Source organism: Aquitalea magnusonii (assembly GCF_003202035.1).
In the GTDB taxonomy this organism is placed as follows: domain Bacteria; phylum Pseudomonadota; class Gammaproteobacteria; order Burkholderiales; family Chromobacteriaceae; genus Aquitalea; species Aquitalea magnusonii.
Map to the genome: position 1 here is coordinate 25469 of NZ_QJKC01000013.1, position 20174 is coordinate 45642.

At 62.2% G+C, this 20174-nt stretch carries 17 protein-coding genes; 8 read left to right on the forward strand and 9 right to left on the reverse strand.

The window, feature by feature from the left end:
• Positions 1-259 precede the first annotated feature (259 nt).
• Both DFR38_RS14215 and DFR38_RS14220 read left to right on the forward strand, forming a co-directional pair.
• A complete protein-coding gene (locus tag DFR38_RS14215; protein WP_059285271.1) occupies positions 260-1591 on the forward strand; it encodes an MFS transporter in 1332 nt (443 codons plus the stop codon).
• Positions 1588-3054, forward strand: coding sequence for an amidase (locus DFR38_RS14220; protein WP_199053365.1), 1467 nt, complete (start codon positions 1588-1590; stop codon positions 3052-3054). The genes DFR38_RS14215 and DFR38_RS14220 overlap by 4 nt, the downstream gene beginning before the upstream one ends.
• Positions 3055-3123: 69 nt before the next feature.
• Here the strand turns inward: DFR38_RS14220 and DFR38_RS14225 are convergent, their stop codons facing one another.
• The 6 genes from DFR38_RS14225 to moaA form a co-directional block, all read right to left on the reverse strand.
• Entirely contained in the window at positions 3124-3666 is a 543-nt protein-coding gene (locus DFR38_RS14225; protein WP_059285272.1) for a hypoxanthine-guanine phosphoribosyltransferase, read from the reverse strand.
• A gap of 66 nt (positions 3667-3732) precedes the next feature.
• Positions 3733-4602 (reverse strand): UTP--glucose-1-phosphate uridylyltransferase GalU, encoded by an 870-nt coding sequence (gene galU / locus DFR38_RS14230; protein WP_059285273.1) that lies wholly within the window; start codon positions 4600-4602, stop codon positions 3733-3735.
• A gap of 80 nt (positions 4603-4682) precedes the next feature.
• A complete protein-coding gene (locus DFR38_RS14235) occupies positions 4683-6122 on the reverse strand; it encodes a tetratricopeptide repeat protein (protein WP_059285274.1) in 1440 nt (479 codons plus the stop codon).
• A gap of 10 nt (positions 6123-6132) precedes the next feature.
• Entirely contained in the window at positions 6133-8559 is a 2427-nt protein-coding gene (ligA, locus tag DFR38_RS14240; RefSeq protein WP_059285275.1) for an NAD-dependent DNA ligase LigA, read from the reverse strand.
• A 55-nt stretch (positions 8560-8614) separates the two neighbouring features.
• Positions 8615-9796 carry a cell division protein ZipA C-terminal FtsZ-binding domain-containing protein gene (locus DFR38_RS14245; RefSeq protein ID WP_110313558.1) on the reverse strand — a complete coding sequence of 394 codons (1182 nt, stop codon included), beginning with the start codon at positions 9794-9796 and terminating at the stop codon, positions 8615-8617.
• Between the two features lie 97 nt (positions 9797-9893).
• A complete protein-coding gene (gene moaA / locus DFR38_RS14250; protein WP_110313576.1) occupies positions 9894-10868 on the reverse strand; it encodes a GTP 3',8-cyclase MoaA in 975 nt (324 codons plus the stop codon).
• Between the two features lie 333 nt (positions 10869-11201).
• Between moaA and DFR38_RS14255 the strand changes: the two genes are divergently transcribed.
• From DFR38_RS14255 to DFR38_RS14270, 4 genes are read left to right on the forward strand one after another with little or no spacing between them, the layout of a single operon-like run.
• Positions 11202-11594, forward strand: a complete 393-nt coding sequence (locus DFR38_RS14255; protein WP_233170464.1) for a MarR family winged helix-turn-helix transcriptional regulator — start codon at positions 11202-11204, stop codon at positions 11592-11594.
• On the forward strand, positions 11581-12126 hold the full coding sequence (locus tag DFR38_RS14260; protein ID WP_059285277.1) for a cytochrome b: 546 nt from the start codon (positions 11581-11583) through the stop codon (positions 12124-12126). The genes DFR38_RS14255 and DFR38_RS14260 overlap by 14 nt, the downstream gene beginning before the upstream one ends.
• 25 nt (positions 12127-12151) lie before the next feature.
• Entirely contained in the window at positions 12152-12703 is a 552-nt protein-coding gene (locus tag DFR38_RS14265; RefSeq protein WP_233170463.1) for a YceI family protein, read from the forward strand.
• 19 nt (positions 12704-12722) lie between these two features.
• Positions 12723-13295: a YceI family protein gene (locus DFR38_RS14270; RefSeq protein WP_059285278.1), complete on the forward strand. Its 573-nt coding sequence runs from the start codon at positions 12723-12725 to the stop codon at positions 13293-13295.
• A 62-nt stretch (positions 13296-13357) separates the two neighbouring features.
• Here DFR38_RS14270 and DFR38_RS14275 read toward each other — a convergent pair whose 3' ends face one another.
• The 3 genes from DFR38_RS14275 to smc form a co-directional block, all read right to left on the reverse strand.
• The gene (locus DFR38_RS14275; RefSeq protein ID WP_146215984.1) at positions 13358-14047 is read right to left on the reverse strand and encodes an energy transducer TonB; all 690 of its coding nucleotides are present in this window, start codon (positions 14045-14047) and stop codon (positions 13358-13360) included.
• Between the two features lie 8 nt (positions 14048-14055).
• Positions 14056-15435, reverse strand: a complete 1380-nt coding sequence (locus DFR38_RS14280; protein WP_110313560.1) for an MFS transporter — start codon at positions 15433-15435, stop codon at positions 14056-14058.
• Between the two features lie 124 nt (positions 15436-15559).
• A complete protein-coding gene (gene smc, locus DFR38_RS14285; RefSeq protein ID WP_244909910.1) occupies positions 15560-19075 on the reverse strand; it encodes a chromosome segregation protein SMC in 3516 nt (1171 codons plus the stop codon).
• Between the two features lie 105 nt (positions 19076-19180).
• On the opposite strand from smc, the gene DFR38_RS14290 reads away from it, so the two are divergent.
• Both DFR38_RS14290 and ruvX read left to right on the forward strand, forming a co-directional pair.
• On the forward strand, positions 19181-19741 hold the full coding sequence (locus DFR38_RS14290) for a YqgE/AlgH family protein (RefSeq protein ID WP_059284336.1): 561 nt from the start codon (positions 19181-19183) through the stop codon (positions 19739-19741).
• Complete coding sequence (ruvX, locus tag DFR38_RS14295) at positions 19725-20162, forward strand: Holliday junction resolvase RuvX (protein ID WP_059284337.1); 438 nt, start codon at positions 19725-19727, stop codon at positions 20160-20162. Before DFR38_RS14290 ends, ruvX begins: the two co-directional genes overlap by 17 nt.
• Positions 20163-20174 lie beyond the last annotated feature (12 nt).

Sequence of the window (20174 nt, forward strand, 5' to 3'; positions counted from 1 at the left end):
ACGGCCACGCAGTGTAGCCATGGCAGAAAACTGGCCAATAGTCTGGTTTTCTCCTGGGTTGTTGCCACCGCTGGCCTGTGGCGCGCCACGGCATTCCGATCAGGACTGATCTCTATGCCAGTGTGCTGCCAAAGCGGACAGTAGCTGCCTGATGGCAGCCGCCCTACCTTGCACCTCTGTTTCGTCCGCACGGCAAGCTGCTTGTGTTGCCAGCGGCACGATTGGGCTAATCCTATCTGGCAGCTAGAGGTGGCAAGGCATGGCGACTGACAAACCGATTTCCCGGCGGCGGCAGATTATTGCAGCCGTCGTGGGCAATACACTGGAGTGGTACGACTTCATCGTCTACGGCTTCATGACCAGTATTATTTCCAAGCTGTTTTTCCCGGCGGATGGCAACGAGTTCATCTCCCTGCTGATGGCGACCGCCACTTTCGGGGTGGGTTTCTTCATGCGGCCAGTCGGTGGTGTGCTACTGGGCATCTATGCCGACCGCAAGGGGCGCAAGGCCGCCATGCAACTGATCATGGCCATCATGGCCCTGGTGTCCTTGCTGATTGCCTGTGCACCACCTTATGCCGCCATCGGCGTGGCCGCTCCGTTGCTGATCGTGCTGGCGCGATTGCTGCAAGGCTTTGCCACCGGAGGGGAATATGCCAGCGCCACTGCATTTCTGGTAGAAGCCGCTCCACCGCATCAGCGTGGCCTGTATGGTTCCTGGCAGCTGGTGGGGCAGATGCTGGCCATTCTGGGCGGAGCCGGCATGGGGGCCTTGATCACACATAATCTGGATCAGGGGCAGCTGGAAAGCTGGGGCTGGCGGCTTCCGTTCTTGGTCGGTTTGCTGATTGCTCCGGTGGGGTGGTGGGTCCGCCGTCATATGGATGAGACCGAGGCCTTTCTCGAAGCCAGCCAGCCACAGGCGGCTGCGCCAGGTCTGGGCGGCCAGCTGCAGCAGAACCGGCGCAATATCCTGCTGACCATCGGCCTGACCATTCCCGGCACGGCAGGGTTTTATGTCCTGCTGGTGAATATGCCGGGCTATGTGCATCGCCAGTTCGGCCTGCCGCTGGACCAGGCCTTTACCATCCAGATGCTGGCAGTGGCCTGGATGGCCATCCTGATTCCCTTGGCGGGTGCCTGGTCGGACCGTATCGGCCGTCGTCCCCTGTTGTTCTGGCCCTATCTGGGCTTCCTGATCATGATTTATCCGGGATTTGCCTGGCTGGCTGATGCGCCCGGTATCGAACGGCTGCTCATGGTGCAACTGCTGTTCTGCACCTTGCTGGGGCTGGCATTCGGACCGGCGCCAACTGCGGTGTCCGAGCTGTTCCCGGTGCGGGTACGCTCTACCGGCGTTTCCATTGGCTACAACCTGGCGGTAATGATTTTTGGCGGTTTCGCTCCCTTTATCGTCACCTGGCTGGGCGGTCGCACCGGCTCACCCATCGCACCGGTTTACTATCTCTTGCCTTCCACCATGCTGGGCGTGGTGGCCTGCTATTTTCTACCACGTGGTCGTCCGGCAGCCGCAGCAATTGCACCGGCATCACTGGTCACCTCCAATGCAGCCTCCGGAGAGTCGTCATGAACAAACACATGTCCGGTCTTGATCCCATCGTGGCGCTGGATGCGCTGCCTCTGTCCCATGCCATTCACCAGCGGCAGCTGTCTTGTGTCGAGGTCATGCGCAGCTATCTGCAGCATATCCAGCGGGTAAACCACCAGGTCAACGCGCTGGTGTCCCTGCAGGACGAGGATTTGCTGCTGCAACAGGCTGCGCAATGCGATGCCGAACTGGCGCGTGGCGAGTCGCGCGGCTGGTTGCATGGCATTCCGCAGGCCATCAAGGATCTCGCTGCCACGCGCGACATCCCGACCACCATGGGTTCAAACCTGTATCGTCAGTATCAGCCGGCCAGTGACGACATCATGGTGGAGCGCATGCGCAGGGCAGGGGCCATCTTTATCGGCAAAAGCAATACCCCGGAATTCGGTGCCGGTTCCCATACCTATAACGCGGTATTCGGCGCTACCGCCAATGCCTATCAGCCCGAGTTGTGCGCCGGTGGCAGCTCGGGCGGGGCCGCGGTTGCCCTGGCCTTGCGCATGCTGCCGGTGGCCGATGGCAGCGACATGATGGGTTCGCTGCGCAATCCGGCGGCATTCAACAATGTATTCGGCTTTCGTCCCAGCTGGGGCACGGTGCCGCTGGGGCCAAGCCCGGAGCTGTTCTTGCAGCAGCTGGCGACCGAGGGCCCGATGGGCCGTACCGTGCCGGATGTGCTGGCACTATTGCGTACCCAGGCCGGTGCGGATGTCCGGGCGCCACTGGCGCATGGCAGCATTGCCGGCCTGGAACAGTCGCTGCAACAGGATGTCAGTGGCTGGCGGCTGGGCTGGCTGGGTGACTGGAACGGTTATCTGCCGATGGAGGCAGGTGTGCTGCAGCAATGCGAGCAGGTCTTGCCCGACTTTGCCGCACTGGGCTGCCAGCTTGAGTCATGCACGGTGAATTTCGATCCGTCCTTGCTGTGGGAAAGCTGGGAGGTTCACCGACATTGGTTGATGGCCGGCAGCTTGCTGGCGGATTATCAGGATCCCTCGCGTCGTCAGCAGCTGAAACCGGAATTGCAGTGGGAGATCGAGGGCGGCTTGCAGCTGACCGCTTTGGATGTGTACCGCGCCTCGCGCATACGCAGTGACTGGTATCGCGCCGTGTTGCAGCTATTCGAGCGCTTCGATTTCCTGTTGTTACCCAGTGCCCAGGTTTATCCATTTGCACTGGAGCAGCACTGGCCGCGCATGGTCGGGGGGCGCGTGATGAGCAGCTATCACCGCTGGATGGAGGTGGTCATCGGGCCGACCATGGCAGGTTTGCCGGTGATGAATGTGCCGGCAGGGTTTGGCAGCAATGGCTTGCCGATGGGCTTGCAAATCATCGGGCGGCCGCGGGCAGATAGCACGGTATTGCAGCTGGCCCATGCTTACGATGGGCAACGGCGCTGGGTGCAGAGCATTCTGCCCGAGCTGCTGCTGGCGAGCGGCGCTTAGGCCGGCCATGCAAAAACCGCGAGGGGCAAGGCCGCTCGCGGTGTGGTTTGCCTGACTATGGCTGGTGGCTTACTTCAGGGCGTGGATGGCCGGCAGATTGCGCCAGGCGCCACGCACGTCCATGCCGTAGCCGAAAACATAGCGGTCCGGCACGTCGAGGCCGACGAAATCGGCAGCAATCGGCTTTTCCTTGGGGATCAGCTTGTTGGCAAACACGCCGCTGTAGAATTCCTTGGCACCCATGCCCATCACCTTGTCGCGGATGGCTGCCATGGTATGGCCTTCATCCAGGATGTCGTCCAGTACCAGTACCACGCGGTCCTGCACATCCTCTTTGGGGGCCTGTTTCCATACCAGCTCGCCGCCGTGGGTCTTGTCGCCATAGCGCGATACATGCACGTAGTCGAAATCCAGCGGGAAATTCAGGCGCGGCAGCAACTGGCCGGTAAATACCACGGCACCACCCATGACGGACAGTACCAGCGGATAGGTTTCACCCAGTTTTTCGGTGATCTCCACTGCCATGCGATCGACGGCAGCGCTCACCTCTTCTGCGGTGAACAGAATGTCCGAGCTATTGATCAGACCGCGAGCTTCGGCAATGTTGGGCATGTTGACTCCTTGAGAAAATACAAACGCCGCTCCGTCTACAGAGCGGCGTAATGGAAAATTGGCAAATCAGTTCTGCAGCGTGCGCAGATACTGAGAAAATTCCCTGGCCACTTCGTGGTGCTTCAGACCATAGCTGACGGTAGCTTTAAGATAGCCCAGTTTCGAGCCGCAATCGTAGCGGGTTCCCTTGAAGGGCAAGGCCAGTACCGCCTCTTCTTTCAGCAGGGCGGCAATGCCGTCGGTCAGCTGGATTTCACCACCCGCTCCGGGCGTGGTGTTGAGCAGCTTGTCGAAAATGCGCGGGGTGAGGATGTAGCGCCCCACCACGGCCAGATTGGACGGGGCCACATCCGGGTGCGGTTTTTCCACAATGCTCAATACCTGCTGCTGCCCGTGGGCATTGCTGCCGGTTTCGACAATGCCGTAAGAACCGGTCTCCTCGCGGGCGACGGTTTCCACGCCCAGAATCGAACTGTGGGTGGTATCGAACAGGCTGACCATCTGCTCCATCGCCCCTGGTTCGCCATCGATCAGGTCATCGGCCAGGATGACGGCAAAGGGTTCGTCGCCCACGACGGGGCGGGCACACAGCACGGCATGGCCCAGGCCCAATGCTTCGGTCTGGCGGATATAGATGCAGCTGACCGAGGGCGGGATGATGCCGCGCACGGTGTCCAGCAGCTTCTGCTTGTTCTTGTTTTCCAGCTCGGTTTCCAGCTCGTAGGCCTTGTCGAAGTGGTCTTCGATGGAGCGCTTGTTACGGCCGGTAATGAAAATCAGCTCGGTGATGCCGGCGGCAATCGCCTCTTCCACGGCGTACTGGATAAGGGGTTTGTCCACTACCGGCAGCATTTCTTTCGGGCTGGCCTTGGTGGCGGGCAAAAAACGCGTACCGAGTCCGGCTACCGGGAATACCGCTTTGCTGATTTTTTTCATCGTCGTAGAAGTCTTCAATTGAAAATATTTCTGACTGGCGCGCATTCTATCCTGTCTTGCGCGCCGCACCAAACAACAACTCAATCTCGCGGCCATTGCCGCAGCGTTTTTGCCACGCGGGCAATCAGGGGCGGCCAATCGCCAGGCGTGGCCTGCCGCCAGATCCGCATGCTGGCATACCAGGGAGAGGTGTCACCCTGGGCCATGAAGAAGGGGGCGCTTTCTGCCCGCATCAATACCCATACCGGTTTGCCCAGTGCTCCCGCCAGATGAACCACCGAGGTGTCCACGCTGATCACCAGATCCAGCTGGCTGATGATGGCGGCGGTATCGGCAAAATCGGAGATGGGCAGCTGGTGTACCCTGCCTTGCAGTTCCGGCGCTTGCTCACCCAGTTGCAGGCTGATGAAGTCGGCATCAATGCTATCCAGCAAGGGCAGGAACTGCTCCAGCGGGACGGATTTGTTCTGGCGGGAGTGGTCGACTATGCCTACCCCCCAAGAGCCGGTTTCCCAAACAATGCCGATGCGAGGTCTGTTCACGCTACATGGAGGGAGGCGGGCAGCGTAAGTGTGTGCTAATTGCAAATCGGCATGCAGATACGGTTGACCCGACAAATTATCCGGTTCGATACCTAGCCGCAGTGGCAGCGACATCAGCGGTAATTGCCAGTCATGGGCAGGAGGCGCGTCCTCCAGCGGCAGCAGTTCGATATTGGGTAACTGGGCAAACAGCCGCAGGCAGGCATTCTGGCAGGCGAGCATCAGCCGGGCCGAAGGATGGCGGCGCTGTAACTCGGGCAGGAAACGCACCATCTGCAGGGTATCGCCCAGACCCTGTTCGGCCCAGATCAGCAGGCTTTGCTGGCCCAGATCCTGGCCTTGCCAGGCCCGGTCGCGGTAGCGCGGCTGTATGATGCTGTCCCAGCGCTGTTCGTATAGCGGCCAGGCTTCACGGTAACGGCCCTGTAGCAGCAGGGCCACCGACAGGTTGAAGGCGAGGAAGGCATCCGCGCCCGCCAGGGCCATGCCCTGCCGGTAGGCGCTGACCGCTTCGTCCAGTCGCAAGGCGCAGGTCAGTGCATTGCCCAGATTGTTCAGGCGCCCGGCACTGGCACCTGCCAGTTGCAGCGCATTCTGGTGGCAGATCACCGCATCGTCATAACGCAGGGCATATTGCAACACCACCCCCAGATTGCTCCAGGCATCGACATGCTCAGGTTCCGCCTGTAGTACTTCGAGCAACAGGTTTTCCGCCAGGGTCAGCTCGCCCAGCTCCTTGAGCAGCACGGCCAGATTGCATTTGATATTAGTGGACGTGGGCTTGAGTGCCGCTGCCGCCAGATAGTCTTCCAGCGCCAGCGGATAGTGCTTCAGCCGCATCTGCGCCGTGCCGCGGTTGAACAGGGCCTGCCAGTCCTGGGCATTGTGGCGCAGGCATTCACTGAAGGCGGCAATGGCCTGTTCTTGCTGATCGGCTGCCGCCAGGCGGTTACCGCGCTCGAATGCCGTTTCGCGCATGATGTCCCTTTCAGTCTGCGGTTTGCTGCAACATGGCTTGCAAGCTGGCTTCATCCAGAATGGCCACGCCCAGTTCCTGGGCCTTGGCCAGCTTGCTGCCGGCATCGGCACCGGCCACCACGAAATGCGTCTTTTTCGATACGCTGCCGGCCACCTTGCCACCCGCCGCCTCAATCAGCGCCTTGGCCGCATCGCGTGACAGCGTGGGCAGGGTGCCGGTGAGCACAAAGGTTTTGCCGTCGAACAGTGGGTGAGCTGTCAGCGTATCTTGTGGCAGGCTGCTGAGGATTTCCGTGCGCAACGCTGCCAGCTGTTGCAGGGCCTGACGATTGGCGGCCTCGTCCAGCCAGTCGGCCAGCGCATTGACGACCTCGGCCGGCAACTGCAGCAATAGCAACTGGCGACGCTCCATGCGCGCCAGCTGCTCCAGCCCGCTGATTTGCGTGGCCAGCTGTTGGCTGCGCACCTCGGTCAGCCGTGGAATCGCCAGCCGGGCCAGCAAGACGGCCGTGTCCAGTTGTTCGCCCAGCTTGGCTGAAGGCGGATGCTCGTCGGCCGGGGCAACATAGTGCAGCAGGGCGTCCAGCGCGGCTTCGTTGTTGGCTTCGGCAAAGAAATCTGCCAGCGATTGCGCCACCACGCCGCCAATATCCGGCAGGGCGGCAAACAAGGCTGCCGGTGCGCGACGGATCAGCGCCAGCGAGCCCAGCCAGTCGGCCAGCGTCTTGGCGGTGGATTCGCCGACATGGCGTATGCCCAGCGCAAACAGCAGGCGTGCCAATGCGGGCTGGCGGCTGGCGGCGATGGCCTGCAACAGGTTTTCTGCCCATTTGCTGGCCACCTTGCCCGCCTTGACGGTTTCCGGCGTCACGCCTTCGTCTTCATCGGCGCGGCGTTTCATCTGTAGCAGATCGTCCAGTGTCAGGCGGTACAGATCGGCCACGCCATGGACATAGCCGTATTCCACCAGCTTGTCGATATAGCGTTCACCCAGGCCGTCGATGTCCATCATGCGGCGGCCGGCAAAGTGCTGGATGGCCTGACTGCGCTGTGCCTTGCAGCTCAGTCCGCCCGAACAGCGTGCGATGGCTTCGCCTGCTTCGCGTACCACATGGCTGCCACACACCGGGCAGTGGCTGGGCAGGCGATAGGGAGGATATTGTGCTTCCTCGCCCTGGCTGAACAAATCACCGCCAGCCGCCGGGCGCATGGGGCGGCGCTCCAGCACCACGGAGACCACTTCCGGAATCACATCGCCGGCGCGACGCACGATCACGGTGTCGCCCACGCGCACATCCTTGCGCAGCACTTCGTCTTCATTGTGCAAGGTGGCATTGGTGACGGTTACACCGCCCACAAATACCGGCTGCAAGCGTGCCACCGGGGTGATGGCGCCGGTGCGACCCACTTGCTCTTCGATGGCTTCCACCAGGGTCAGCGCTTCCTCGGCAGGGAATTTGTGGGCGATGGCCCAGCGCGGTGCGCGCGAGACAAAGCCCAGTTCTTCTTGTTGGGCGCGGCTGTCCACCTTGTACACCACACCGTCAATTTCAAAGGGCAGGGTGGCGCGACGTTGCAGCACGCTTTCGTAATAGGCGGCCAGACCGGCAGCACCTTCCACCACCGGACGCAGGTCTTGGGCTACCACGGGGAAGCCCAGTTGTTGCAGCCAGTCCATTTCGCCGGCATGGCTGAGCGGCCAGTCGGCACCTTCCACCTGGGCGATGGCATAGGCGAAGAAGGATAGCCGCCGTTGTGCGGTGATGCGGGAATCCAGCTGGCGCAGACTGCCTGCCGCTGCATTGCGCGGGTTGGCAAAGGTTTTGTCGCCACGGGCCAGTTGCTCGGCATTCAGCCGTTCGAAATCGCGCTTGAGCATCAGCACTTCGCCACGCACTTCCAGCAAGGTGGGCGGGTGCGCCAGTTCCAGCTTGAGCGGAATGGCATGAATGGTACGGATGTTCTCCGTGACGTTTTCCCCGGTGATGCCATCGCCACGGGTGGCCGCCTGTACCAGCACGCCATCGCGGTAAAGCAGGCTGATGGCCAGACCATCAAACTTGGGTTCGGTGGCATAGCGGATGGGCGATTCGGCCAGCTCGCGCCGGATGCGCTCGTCAAATTGCAGCAGTTCGGCGTGGCGCCGGGCAAAATCGTCCTGCTGCATGTCGGAAAAGGCATTACCCAGCGACAGCATGGGGACGCTGTGGGTGATCTGGCTGAACTCCGGCAAGGGCATGCCGCCCACGCGCAGAGTGGGGGAGTCGGCGGTTTTCAGTTGCGGATGCTGTTGTTCCAGGGTTTGCAGTTCGCGGAACAGGCGGTCGTACTCGGCATCCGGCACGCTGGGGGCATCCAGCACATAGTATTCATGGCCATAGCGGGTCAGCTGCTGGCGCAGGGCATGGGCGCGGGCGGCAAGGTCGTTGGTGGTCATCGGATAGTCTCAAAACGGAAAAAGGCCGGCATGTGCCGGCCTGCGCGCAGTGGTGTCAGGCGAACAGCCTGAGTGCGGCGACACTGCCCGGCGCAATGCCGCGGTCGTCCATGCTGCTGTAAATATGGACCAGCTGGTCGCGGATGCGCGACAGCCCGACGTCGGACAAGACACGGCGGTTGTCATCCACCAGTTGTGCGTCGAATTCGGCAGCCAGCTGCTTGGCAAACAGCACGGCGCGGTCGAATACCTCGACGCCACCGGCCACGCGCGGCACATCAAACAGCAGCGTCAGCGCCGGGAAGGACTTGTCCAGCAGGGTGTGGAAGGTAAACGGCATCTGGTCGGCTGCCATCAGCGAATACAGGGTGTTGCCGGAATCCGCCAGGTAATGGAAAGCGCCATCCGGTTCCAGCTGCAGGCCGCCAGCCTCGACAAAGCTGCGCAGGCGGCTGCCTTCCACGGCTGCGCGCGGCACCACATTGATGCCGATCAGCACGTCGACATCAGCGCAGAAACGATCCAGTTCGCGTGCTGCCACCAGTTTTTGCTGGCGTTGCGGAAAGCTGACCGCAGCATCGTGTTCTTCGGCGAAGCGCGATACCTGCTGGCAAAAGCCCGCCAGTTCCGGTTCGGTGACCGCGCCGCTGCGATCCACCATCTGCATGCCGATGTTGATTTGCTTGTAGCGGGTGCCCGGCACGGCTTCGGCTGGTTTCCACAAGCCTTTTTCGGTGCGGCCGATGATGTGGGTGCGTTTGCCGACATTGAAACGCGGCATGGCGGCCAGTTCGTGCGGCTCGTGGAAGACGACTTCAGCGATGAAGTCGAGCGAGGGGTCGAGCAGGGCGGCCACCAGCGCCTGATGATCGGCCGATTCAAACTGGCCGGACTCGTCGTCTTCGCGCTGCGGCATCGGTTCCGGTATCGGCGCCGGACGTTCCACCGCCGGCGGCAAGGTCAGGGTGGTGTCTTCCGGGATTTCCGGCTCGAACGGTTCGTCGTCGTAACCGGCCGGCACATGCGCGCTGTCGACCAGCACCGGTTCCATGCGGTCGGCCCGTACGCCATCCCGGACATTGTTTTTGGGGACGTTCAGCAGGACGTCGTCATGAGGGCGCGCGAAAGCCTGGCTGGTTTTCTTGCGAAAGCGCCACTCTTGAAAAACATTGAATCCGAACACCAGGGCGATGACTGCCACGCCCAATATCAGTACACCAATCTGCAATTCGCTCATTAGGCCGTCCGCGTTAAGGCGAATAATTTGCCAATAGTATAACGAAAGCGGGCTGTTGCAGGCTATGGCCGGTGCAAACTAGCTGCTTTTGGGCGCATTAACCGCCGGTCATCGACATGATGCGGATGAGTTTGCCCGGATTTTCGCGAAATTCGTGCCGTTCCGGCTTGAGCTCGATGGCCTGGCGGATGGCATCCAGCAGGCCTTGATCGCTGATGCCGGCCCGCAGCAGAGGCCGCAGTTCGAAACTTTCCTCCTGCCCCAGGCACATGTACAGCGTGCCATCCACCGACAGGCGGACGCGGTTGCAGGTGGCGCAAAAATGCTGGGAAATGGGGGTGATCACCCCCAGCGTGAATGCCCCGTCAGCGCTGCGCCAGTAACGAGCCGGCCCGCCGCCCATTTCACTGTTCTGTGGCAACAGACCAAAACGCTGCCGCAATTGTTCCAGTACCGGCTGCAAATCGAGATAGGCGGTATTGCGGCCGCTGTCGCCCATCGGCATGGCTTCGATCAGCCGCAGCACAAAACCGTTGGCAATGCAGAAGCCCACCATGGTTTCGATGTCTGCCTCGTTGACGTCCTTCATGGCCACCATATTGATCTTGATGGGTGACAGGCCCGCGGCGCGCGCGGCCTCCAGGCCCGCCATGACCTGCGGCAGGCTGTCACGGCCGGTGATGGCGTTGACGCATTCGCGCCGCAGCGAATCCAGACTGACATTGACACGTTTGACACCGGCACGGGATAGCGCGTCGGCATGGCGCGCCAGCTGGGTGGCATTGGTGGTGAGCGACAGGTCTTGCAGGCCGGGCAGGGCTGCCAGGCGACCGGCCAGCAACGGCAGGTCGCGCCGTAGCAAGGGTTCACCGCCAGTCAGCCGGACCCGGCGTGTACCCAGGCTGACAAATGCCGCCACCACGCGTTCGATTTCGTCGAAGGTGAGCCAGTTTTCCGGTTCTTCAAAGTCCTTGAAGCCTTTGGGAATGCAGTAGCTGCAGCGCAAGTCGCAACGATCCGTTACCGACAGGCGGAGATATTCAATGCTGCGTCCAAAGCGGTCCTGCAGGATAGTCATGATGGAGCGACCAGGTTAAGTCAGCACGGGGGGCTGCCGTGATGGTTGATATTGATCAGAATAGCGCCAAACCTTGCCGGGTAAAAGGCGTTAGGAATTATTGTCGTTTGTTGTGGTCCACTGCTCTTTGTCTTGATTTGTCGGAATATTGCAACGGTTCTGTCTGTCAAAGATGTGGATTTTTCTAGTCCATTAATTGCAATATAGTTCTAGTTTGAACTATACTGATTCGAACAAAAGGTTGATGACGCTATGAGTCATGCAAAAAAGGAGCCGTCTCTGTCGGTCATTCGGGAACTTGCGCGGACATTCCAGGCATTTGAACAATTGTCGGCTTTTCATATCCGCCAGATGGATCTCACGCCGCCACAATTCGATGTGGTGGCGACACTGGGCAATACGCCCGGCATGAGCTGCAAGGAATTGTCGGAAAAAACACTGATCACCAAGGGCACACTGACCGGGGTGATCGACCGTCTGATTGAAAAGGGCGTGGTCAGCCGCTGTGCGCAAGAGCAGGACCGTCGCAGCGTCATGGTGGCCCTGACCCCGCAGGGCGAAGCCTTGTTCCAGCAGGTGTTTCCGGCACACATTGCCTATATGAAAACCGCCTTCGACCTGCTGGAACCCGCCGACATGGAGGAGTTGTGCCGTCGGCTTTCCCAGCTGCGCACAGCATTTAACCAGGTACTGGAGCAAAAAAAACATGAAATCGAGTGAGCGCTATTCCTCACCCGCCATCGCGCTGCACTGGCTGATCGCCGGGCTGATCATCGCGACCTTTATTGCCGGCCTGCTGGTGTCCGGCCTGCCCTTGTCGCCGGCCAAGTTCAAATACATCGCCTGGCACAAGTGGGCGGGCATCACCATCCTGGCGCTGGTGGTGGTGCGCTTGCTGGTGCGCCTGCTGAAGCGCCCGCCGGCCTTGCCGGCCCACATGAGTGCAGCGGAGCGCCTGCTGGCGCATGGCGGCCATCTGGCACTCTACCTGCTGATGTTCGCCGTGCCGCTGACCGGCTGGCTGATGAGCTCGGCCTATGGTTTCCCGGTGGTGCTGTTCAAGCTGGTACAGCTGCCGGACCTGGTGGCGCAGGACGAGCAGCTGGCCGCCACCCTGAAAACCGTGCATGAAACCCTGAACTGGATCATGGCCGCCTGTGTGGCCGGCCATGTGCTGGCCGCCATCAAGCACCATGTCATCGACAAGGACGGCATGCTGTACCGCATGAGCCTGCGTGGCCCACGCAACTAAACCCTTAGCTGAAGTGAGAACGAGCATGAAACAACTGAGACTGATTCCTGCGGCATTGCTGCTGGTCGCCCCGCTGTTGCAGGCCGCGCCGCTGGACACAGGCAAGAGCCAGATCAATTTCACCATGAAGCAGCTGAATGTGCCGGTGACCGGCAGTTTCAAGAAATTCAGCGGCACCGTGCTGCTGGACCTGAAGAAACCGGAAGCCGGCAAGGCCGACATCAGCATCGACACCGCCAGCATCAGCCTGCCGACGGCCGAAGCGGTGGGCGAGGCGAAAAAAGCCGACTGGTTCAATGTAGCGAAATTCCCGTCGGCCCGTTTTGTCAGCAGCAGCATCAAGAACCTGGGCGGTGGCAAATTGCAGGTGGCGGGCAAGCTGACCATCAAGGGCAATACCCGTGATGTGACGGCGCCCTTCACTGCCCGTCAGGAAGGTGCGCTCACCGTGGTGGAAGGCGTGCTGCCGGTATCGCGGCTGGCTTACAAGATTGGTGAAGGCGACTGGGCCGATACCGGCACCGTGGCCGATGAAGTGCAGATCAAGTTCAAAGTGGCCATTCCGGCCGGCAAATAACACTCAGGAGAGTTAAGTCATGATGAAGAAAGCCCTGTTCGCTGTTGCGTTTTCGGCCTTTGCAGGCGCCGCCCTGGCCGCCCCGGTGAGCTATAGCGTGGACCCGACCCACACCGTGGCCCAATACGAAGTGCGTCACCTTGGTTTCTCGGTGCAGTCCGGCGTATTCACCAAGACTGCCGGCAGTGTGGTGCTGGATACCGAAGCCAAGAAGGGTGCGGTTGACATCACCATCGATACCAACTCGCTGCAAACCTACCTGGCGGCTCGCGACACCCACCTGAAGAGCAAGGATTTCTTCAATGTGGCCCAGTTCCCCACCATCACCTTCAAGTCGACCGACCTGAAGTTTGCCGGTGACAAGCTGGCTGCTGTTAACGGCAACCTGACCATTCTGGGCGTGACCAAGCCGGTGACCCTGACCGTGACCAACTTCGGTGGCGGCAAGAACCCGATGAGCGGCCAGGAAACTTACGGCGCCAATGCCGAAACCACCATCAAGCGCAGCGATTTCGGCATGAAGACCTTCCTGCCGGCGATTGCCGATGATGTCACCCTGAAAGTGACCATCGAAGCCGTCAAGGCGCAGTAAGCCAACGGTTGCTGTAGCCTGTAAAAGCCCGCCCATGCGGGCTTTTTCATTGTGTGGGGTGCTCAGCGCGACTGCAGGCTGAAGCTGATCGGCACCAGAATATGCGAGGCAATGGCCGTGCCATCCTGGCGGGCCGGTACAAAGCGCCAGTCGGCAACGGCGGCGCGGGCCGCCTCGTCCAATCGGCGCGAGTGGCTGCTGTCGACGATGTCGATCTGGCTGGCGCGGCCTTCCGGGCTGACCCGTACCCGCAGCAGGACCCGGCCCTGCTCGCCCAGTTCACGCGAGCGCTCCGGATAGGGTGGCTCCGGGTTGTGCAGGTAGGCGGTGTGATATAGCGCGGGATGATTTTCTGCGTCGCTGGCCGCCGGCGCACTGGCGGCTTTGCCCGGCGTGCCGGCGGCTGGAGTATCACCGGACTGGCTGGCGGGCGGCGTGGCGGGTGGCGGGCCGGCCATGATCTGCTGTGTCTGGCGGTTCGCCGCCAGGCGTGGGGCGGGTGTCGCTGTGGGCGGGGTAGTGAGCACGGGCTGCGTGGCTGTCGGCACATGCCTGGATGGCGGGCGGCTGGTGTGCTGCGTCTGCGGCAGCTGCGCCGGCATCCTTTGTAACTGTAACTGCAGGCCGCCTGCTGCCGGCGCTGCAGCGGGTGCTGCCGGCCACCGCGCGTGGCCATAGCCCAGCAGCGCGGCATGCAGCAGCAGCGACAGCAGCAGGGTGCTGGACAGGGACGGGGAGGGCAATCGTGGCATGCCGGGACTCAGCAGCGCATGCTGGCGCTCGGGCGGGCGTACTGCCACCAGGCTACCGCCATCGACACCAGATAAAAAACCAGGAACAGCATGAAGGCGGGCACGAAGCTGGCGAACCAGTCCAGTGCGCTGCCAAAGGCCTTGGGGATGAAGAAGCCGCCCAGCGTGGCCGTGACCGAGCTGATGCTCATCGCCGCCACGCCGCGCCGCCCGCCACGCGCGTAGGCCGCGGCAATGGTCTCGCCGCTGGCCTTGGCCTGCCGGCCGGCCTCGAGCAGGAAAACCTTGGGTGACAGCTGGTAGGACGAGCCATTGCCCACGCCGGCCGCAAAGAACATCAGCAAAAACGCGCACAGGAACAGGCTGAAGCTGCCACCATCCAGCTCGCCGGGCAGGCTGGCCAGGATGAGCAGGGTGCCGACCACCATCAGCGCATTGCAGACCAGCGTGGTGATGCCGCCGCCGATGCGGTCACCGCACCAGCCGCCAATGGGCCGCGCCAGCGCGCAGATCAGCGGCCCCAGAAACAGGTAGGGTGTGGCATCCACCAGGGGAAACAGCGCGTGGGCCAATAGCGGAAAGGCGGCGGAGAAGCCGATGAAGGTGCCGTAGCTGCTCAGATACAAAAGGCAGATATACCAGGTGTGGCGCTCCTTCATCATCAGCCACTGGTCGTGCAGGGTCAGCCGCAGCTTGGGCAGGTCGTGTGCATACAGCAGGCAGAGGGTGGTAATCAGCAGGATGGGGATGATCCAGACATAGCCGGCATTCTGCAGCCAGATGGGATGCACCTGCGCACCACGGCCCCAGATTTGCGGTGCGCCGCCCAGGCTGCCAAACAGCGGAACGGCGATGACCAGCGGCACCACGATCTGCACCACGGACACGCCCAGATTACCCATGCCGGCATTCAGCCCCATGGCAAAACCCTTGGCAGATTTGGGAAAGAAAAAGCTGGTGTTGGACAAGTGTGACGACGACGCCGCGCCGCCAATGCCGCAGCAGGCAGCCACCAGCAACAGCAGGGGGAAGGGCGCGCTGATGTCCTGTACCAGCCAGCCCACGCCCAAGGCCGGGATCAGCAGGAACAGCGTGGAAATGCCCAGCCAGGTGCCACCGCCCACCCAGCTCCAGATGCAGGCGTAAAACAGCCGCATGATGCCGCCCACCAGCGGCGGGATGGAGACCAGCAGAAACTGCTGCTGGCCTGTCATGGCAAAGCCGATGGCCGGCAAATGGCTGACCACGATGCTCCACATCATCCAGACATTAAAGTTCAGATGCAGGGCGAGGGTGGAAAGGAGCAGATTGCGGTTGGCAATCCTGCGGCCGCGGGTCAGCCAGAAAATGATGTTTTCCGGCTCCCAGCGCTTGATGCTTACCGTCATGCCCGAGGTCTCGAAGAAGTCAGAATGCGCGTCATGGCAACGCAAGTCGCGCAGTATGAGCGCCACGGTCAGAGCATAGATTGCGATGCATCAACTGCGCCATGCTGAAACTTGCGTAGATGCGTCATGCAATTTCGCGCATCTTCAGCGCCTCGACAATATCCACCGCCACGATGCGGCTGACCCCCTGTTCCTGCATGGTCACGCCCACCAGTTGCTCGGCCATTTCCATGGTGAGGCGGTTGTGCGAAATATAGAGGAACTGGGTACGTTCGGACATTTGCTTGACCAGATCGCAGAAGCGGCTGGTGTTGGCATCGTCCAGTGGCGCATCCACTTCGTCGAGCAGACAGAACGGCGCCGGATTGAGCGAAAACAGCGAAAACACCAGGCTCATGGCGGTCAGCGCCTTTTCGCCACCGGACAGCAGGTGGATGGTGCTGTTTTTCTTGCCCGGCGGCTGGGCGATGATCTGCATGCCGGAGTCGAGCAGGTCTTCGCCGGTCAGCACCAGTTCGGCGCGGCCGCCGCCGAACAGGGTGGGGAAAAACTCGCGCATCTTGCCATTGACCGCTTCATAGGTGCTTTGCAGCATCTGGCGCGTTTCGCCGTCTATCTTCTGGATGGCTTCTTCCAGCGTGGCCATGGCCTGGTTCAGGTCTTCGGCCTGGCTGCCCAGATATTCACCACGCTTGCGCGCTTCTTCCAGTTCTTCCAGTGCGGCCAGATTGACCGCCCCCAGCCCTTCCAGCGCGCGCGCCAGGCGGGCGATTTCCGCGGCCAGCGCATTGGGCTTGATGGCATCGGTGAGATCGGCCAGCAGCGCGGCCTCGTCGGCCTGGGCTTCTTTCAGTTCCTCGGCAAAGCGCTCCATCGCCAGCCGCGCTTCCTGATGCTTGAGCAACCAGTCGGAACGCCCCTCGCGCAGGGCCGGCAGGGCGGCATTGACCTCGTGCTGACGCTGGGTGAGCTGGCGCAGCTGTTCGGTCAGGCCGTTCAGGCGGTCGCGGGTGGCGGCCAGTGCGGCTTCGTGCTGTTCGCGCTGTTCCAGCGCCTGTTGCATGGCCTCTTCCGGTACGGTGTCGTCGACGGTTTCGGCTTCTTCGGCCAGGGCTTCCAGCCGCTCGGCCAGCTGCTGGTCGCGTTCGTCCAGCTCGCGGGCGCGGCGCGCCAGTTCGCCGGCTTTCTGTTCGGCGGTGTTGAGTTCCAGGCGGATTTCATGCAGCTGGCGTTCGGCATCGCGGGTCTTGTTGCGGGCCAGTTGCAGGCCGGTTTCGGCATTCAGCCGCTCCAGCCGCACTTCTTCCAGCTGCACGGTCAGCTCTTCCAGCGTCAAGGCCGACTCTTCACTCAGCAGCTCCCCTTCTTCGATTTCCAGCGCGGCCTGCTGTTGTTCCTGGCGGATGCGCAGGCGTTCGGCCTCGATAAAGGACAGGCGCGCCGCCCCCTGGCGGGCCGCCTGGTCCAGCTTGACGTGTTCCAGTGTCACCGCATTGAGCTCGGCTTCCAGCCGGGTGAGCGAGCCTTTTTGTGCCCTGACGGCTTCGGCCAGCATGCCGTTCATGCTTTGCAATGATTCACGGCGCTTTTGCAGTGTGTCGATGTCCGGTGCCAATTGCTGCTGGCGGCGGTGGGCGGCTTCCAGTTGCTGCTTGCGCAGCATGACGCCGGCGCCGCTGGCCTCGCTGTGAAAGCTGATGCTGCTGGCACTGACCCGGTGGCCTTGCGGGGTAAGCAGGCACTGGCCGGCCTGCAGTTGCCCGCGGCGGGCGATGGCCTGCTCCAGGTCATCGGCCAGATACACGCCGTCCAGCCAGTCGGCCAGTGCCGCGTCGAATGGGGCGCTGGCGCTGATCTGCTCCAGCAGGCGCGGCCAGGGCTGCCTGGCGCTGGCTGCGGGCTGTTGGCCATCCACCACGGTCAGCAGCGCCGGCGGTTGTGCTGTGCATTGGGCGGCACGCGCAGTCAGCCGTTCGCCCAGTACGGCTTCCAGTGCGCCTTGCCAGTGCGGATCGATCTGCACCGACTGCCACAGCTGCGGGCTATGGCTCAGGCCCTGTTGTTCCAGCCAGTCGGCAAGCTTTTCGCCAGCGGCCTCGCGTTCCAGTACGGCGGTGAGGGCGGCCACTTCGGCTTCGGCCCGCGCCAGTTCGGCGCGCTGGCTGGCCAGTTGTTCGTCCAGTTTTTCCCGTTCCGAGGCAAGGTCAGCCAGCTTGGCCTCATCGGCCACCACCCGTGCGCGTACCGCGTCCAGCGCCGAGCGCGCCCGCTCCACTTCGGCTTGTGCGGCCGCCTGCTGGGCGTGGTCGGGGAGATTGAGTTCGGTCAGCTCACGCTGCAGTGCTTGTTCGCGGCTGGCCAGTTGCTCCAGTGCGCGGCGCTGGTGTTCGGCCTTTTGCCGCGCCAGGTCGCGCTCGCGGGTGAGGTTGGCCTGCTGCGCCAGCAGCTGGGCTTGTTGCTGGTCGCGCGTACGGAATGCGGCTTCGGCCATGGGCAGCAAGTCGGCACCGTCTTCCAGCGCCATCTGCGCCTCTTCCAGCCGCATCTGCGCTTCTTCGCGCCGTGGCAGCCAGTCGTCCAGCTCCATGGCGGCCTGGCGGCGGCTTTCGGCCAATTGCTGGCGCTCGCTGCGGGCGGCAGCCAGTTCGCGCTCTACCCTGACCTGGTTTTGCTGGCGGTGGCGCTGTTGTTCTTCCAGCCGGGCCAGCGCGGCATTGGCTTCGAACAGCCGCTGCTGGGCTTCGTGCACCGCATCGCTCACCGCGTAGTGGCTTTCGCGTACGGTTTCCAGTTCGCTATCCAGATGGGTGAGCGCCGCTTCCATGGCGGCTTCTTCGGTTTCGATGCGCGACAGTTCGGCGCGGGCGTGGGCTTCGTTACGGCTGGCTTCTTCACGCCGTGCCAGTGCCAGCAGGTTTTGCTTGTGGGTGAGGGTGCCGCGCAGGTCGTGGTACTGGGCGGCCACTTCGGCCTGTTCGCTCAGCCGTTCCACCTGGCGTTCCAGTTCCTGACGCAGGTCCTCGATGCGTTCCAGATTGGCGCGGGTGTCGGCAATGCGGTGTTCGGTTTCGCGGCGGCGTTCCTTGTATTTGGACACGCCGGCGGCTTCTTCCAGATAGGCGCGCAGCTCCTCCGGGCGGGCTTCGATGATGCGCGAGATCATGCCCTGTTCGATCACCGCATAGCCACGCGCGCCCACGCCGGTGCCGAGGAACAGGTCGGTGATGTCGCGGCGGCGCACTTGCTGGTTGTTGATGTAGTAGCTGGATTCGCCCTGGCGGGTGAGCACGCGCTTGATGGCCACTTCGGCGTACTGCCCCCACGGGCCGGTGAGCTGGCCGTCGCCATTGTCGAACACCAGTTCCACCGAGGCACGGCTGACCGGCTTGCGGGTGGAGGAGCCGTTGAAAATCACATCCTGCATCGATTCGCCACGCAGCTGTTTGGCGCTGGATTCGCCCAGCACCCAGCGCACCGCGTCGATCACATTGGATTTGCCGCAGCCATTGGGGCCGATCACCGCTACCAGCTGGCCGGGGACCGGAATGCTGGTGGGATCGACAAATGACTTGAAACCGGAGAGTTTGACGTGGGTCAGGCGCAAGGCGTCCTCGCAGGGTGGATGAAGCAATCGCGGCATTTTATCAGGGTGGCGCCATTTGGTCGGATTTGCTGCAGATCAAGCGTCAATCTGCGGCAATGCTTGCAAGCGCTGTTGCCAACTTTGTTGTGCCATAATGCCCGCATGGAACCGTTATCGCTGACCGATCACTTTCTGATTGCCATGCCCAATATGGCTGATCCCCTGTTTGCCCGTTCGCTGGTTTACCTGTGCGAACACGGCGAACACGGTGCCATGGGCCTGATTGTCAACAAGCCATCCGGCATTGCCATGGCGCAGCTGTTCGAGCAGATCGACCTGCCGCTGGAGACCGATCCGCTGCGTGGCGAGTCGGTGTACTTTGGTGGGCCGGTACAGCCCGACCGCGGCTTTGTGCTGCATGCGCCGGCTGGCCATTGGCAGTCCAGCCTGCAGGTCAAGGAGGGCTTGGCGCTGACCACCTCCAAGGACGTGCTGATTGCCGTTTCCGAAGGCCGGGCACCGGAACGCATGCTGATCACCCTGGGCTATGCCGGCTGGACCGCCGGACAGCTGGAGCAGGAAATCAGCGACAACAGCTGGCTGACCGTCAAGGCCGAGCCTTCCATCCTGTTTGAGCTGCCGGCAGAGCTGCGCTACGACGCCGCCATGTCCCTGCTGGGATTTGATCCCTCCTTGCTGTCGGGAGATGTCGGCCATGCCTGAGGGAACCGTACTGGCTTTTGACTTTGGCGAACGGCGCATCGGCGTGGCCATGGGTGAAACCATGCTGGGCATTGCCCATCCGCTGCTCACCATCGATACCGAACTCACCGACGCCCGCTTCGCTGCCATCGGCAAGCTGATCGACGAATGGCGGCCATCGCAGCTGGTGGTGGGCCTGCCCATGCATCAGGACGACACCGAGCACCAGATGACGCAGCTGGCACGCCGTTTTGCCAATCGGCTCAAGGGCCGCTTCGGCCTGCCGGTGTGGCTGGTGGACGAGCGACTGACTTCGGTGATCGCCGAGTCCATGCTGGAAGAGGCCGGCGTGCGCGGCCGCAAACAGAAACCGGCGCTGGACCAGGTGGCGGCCCAGGCCATTCTGGCCACCTGGTTCGAAAGCCCCGGCATCGCCGTCTGAACCATCCATCAT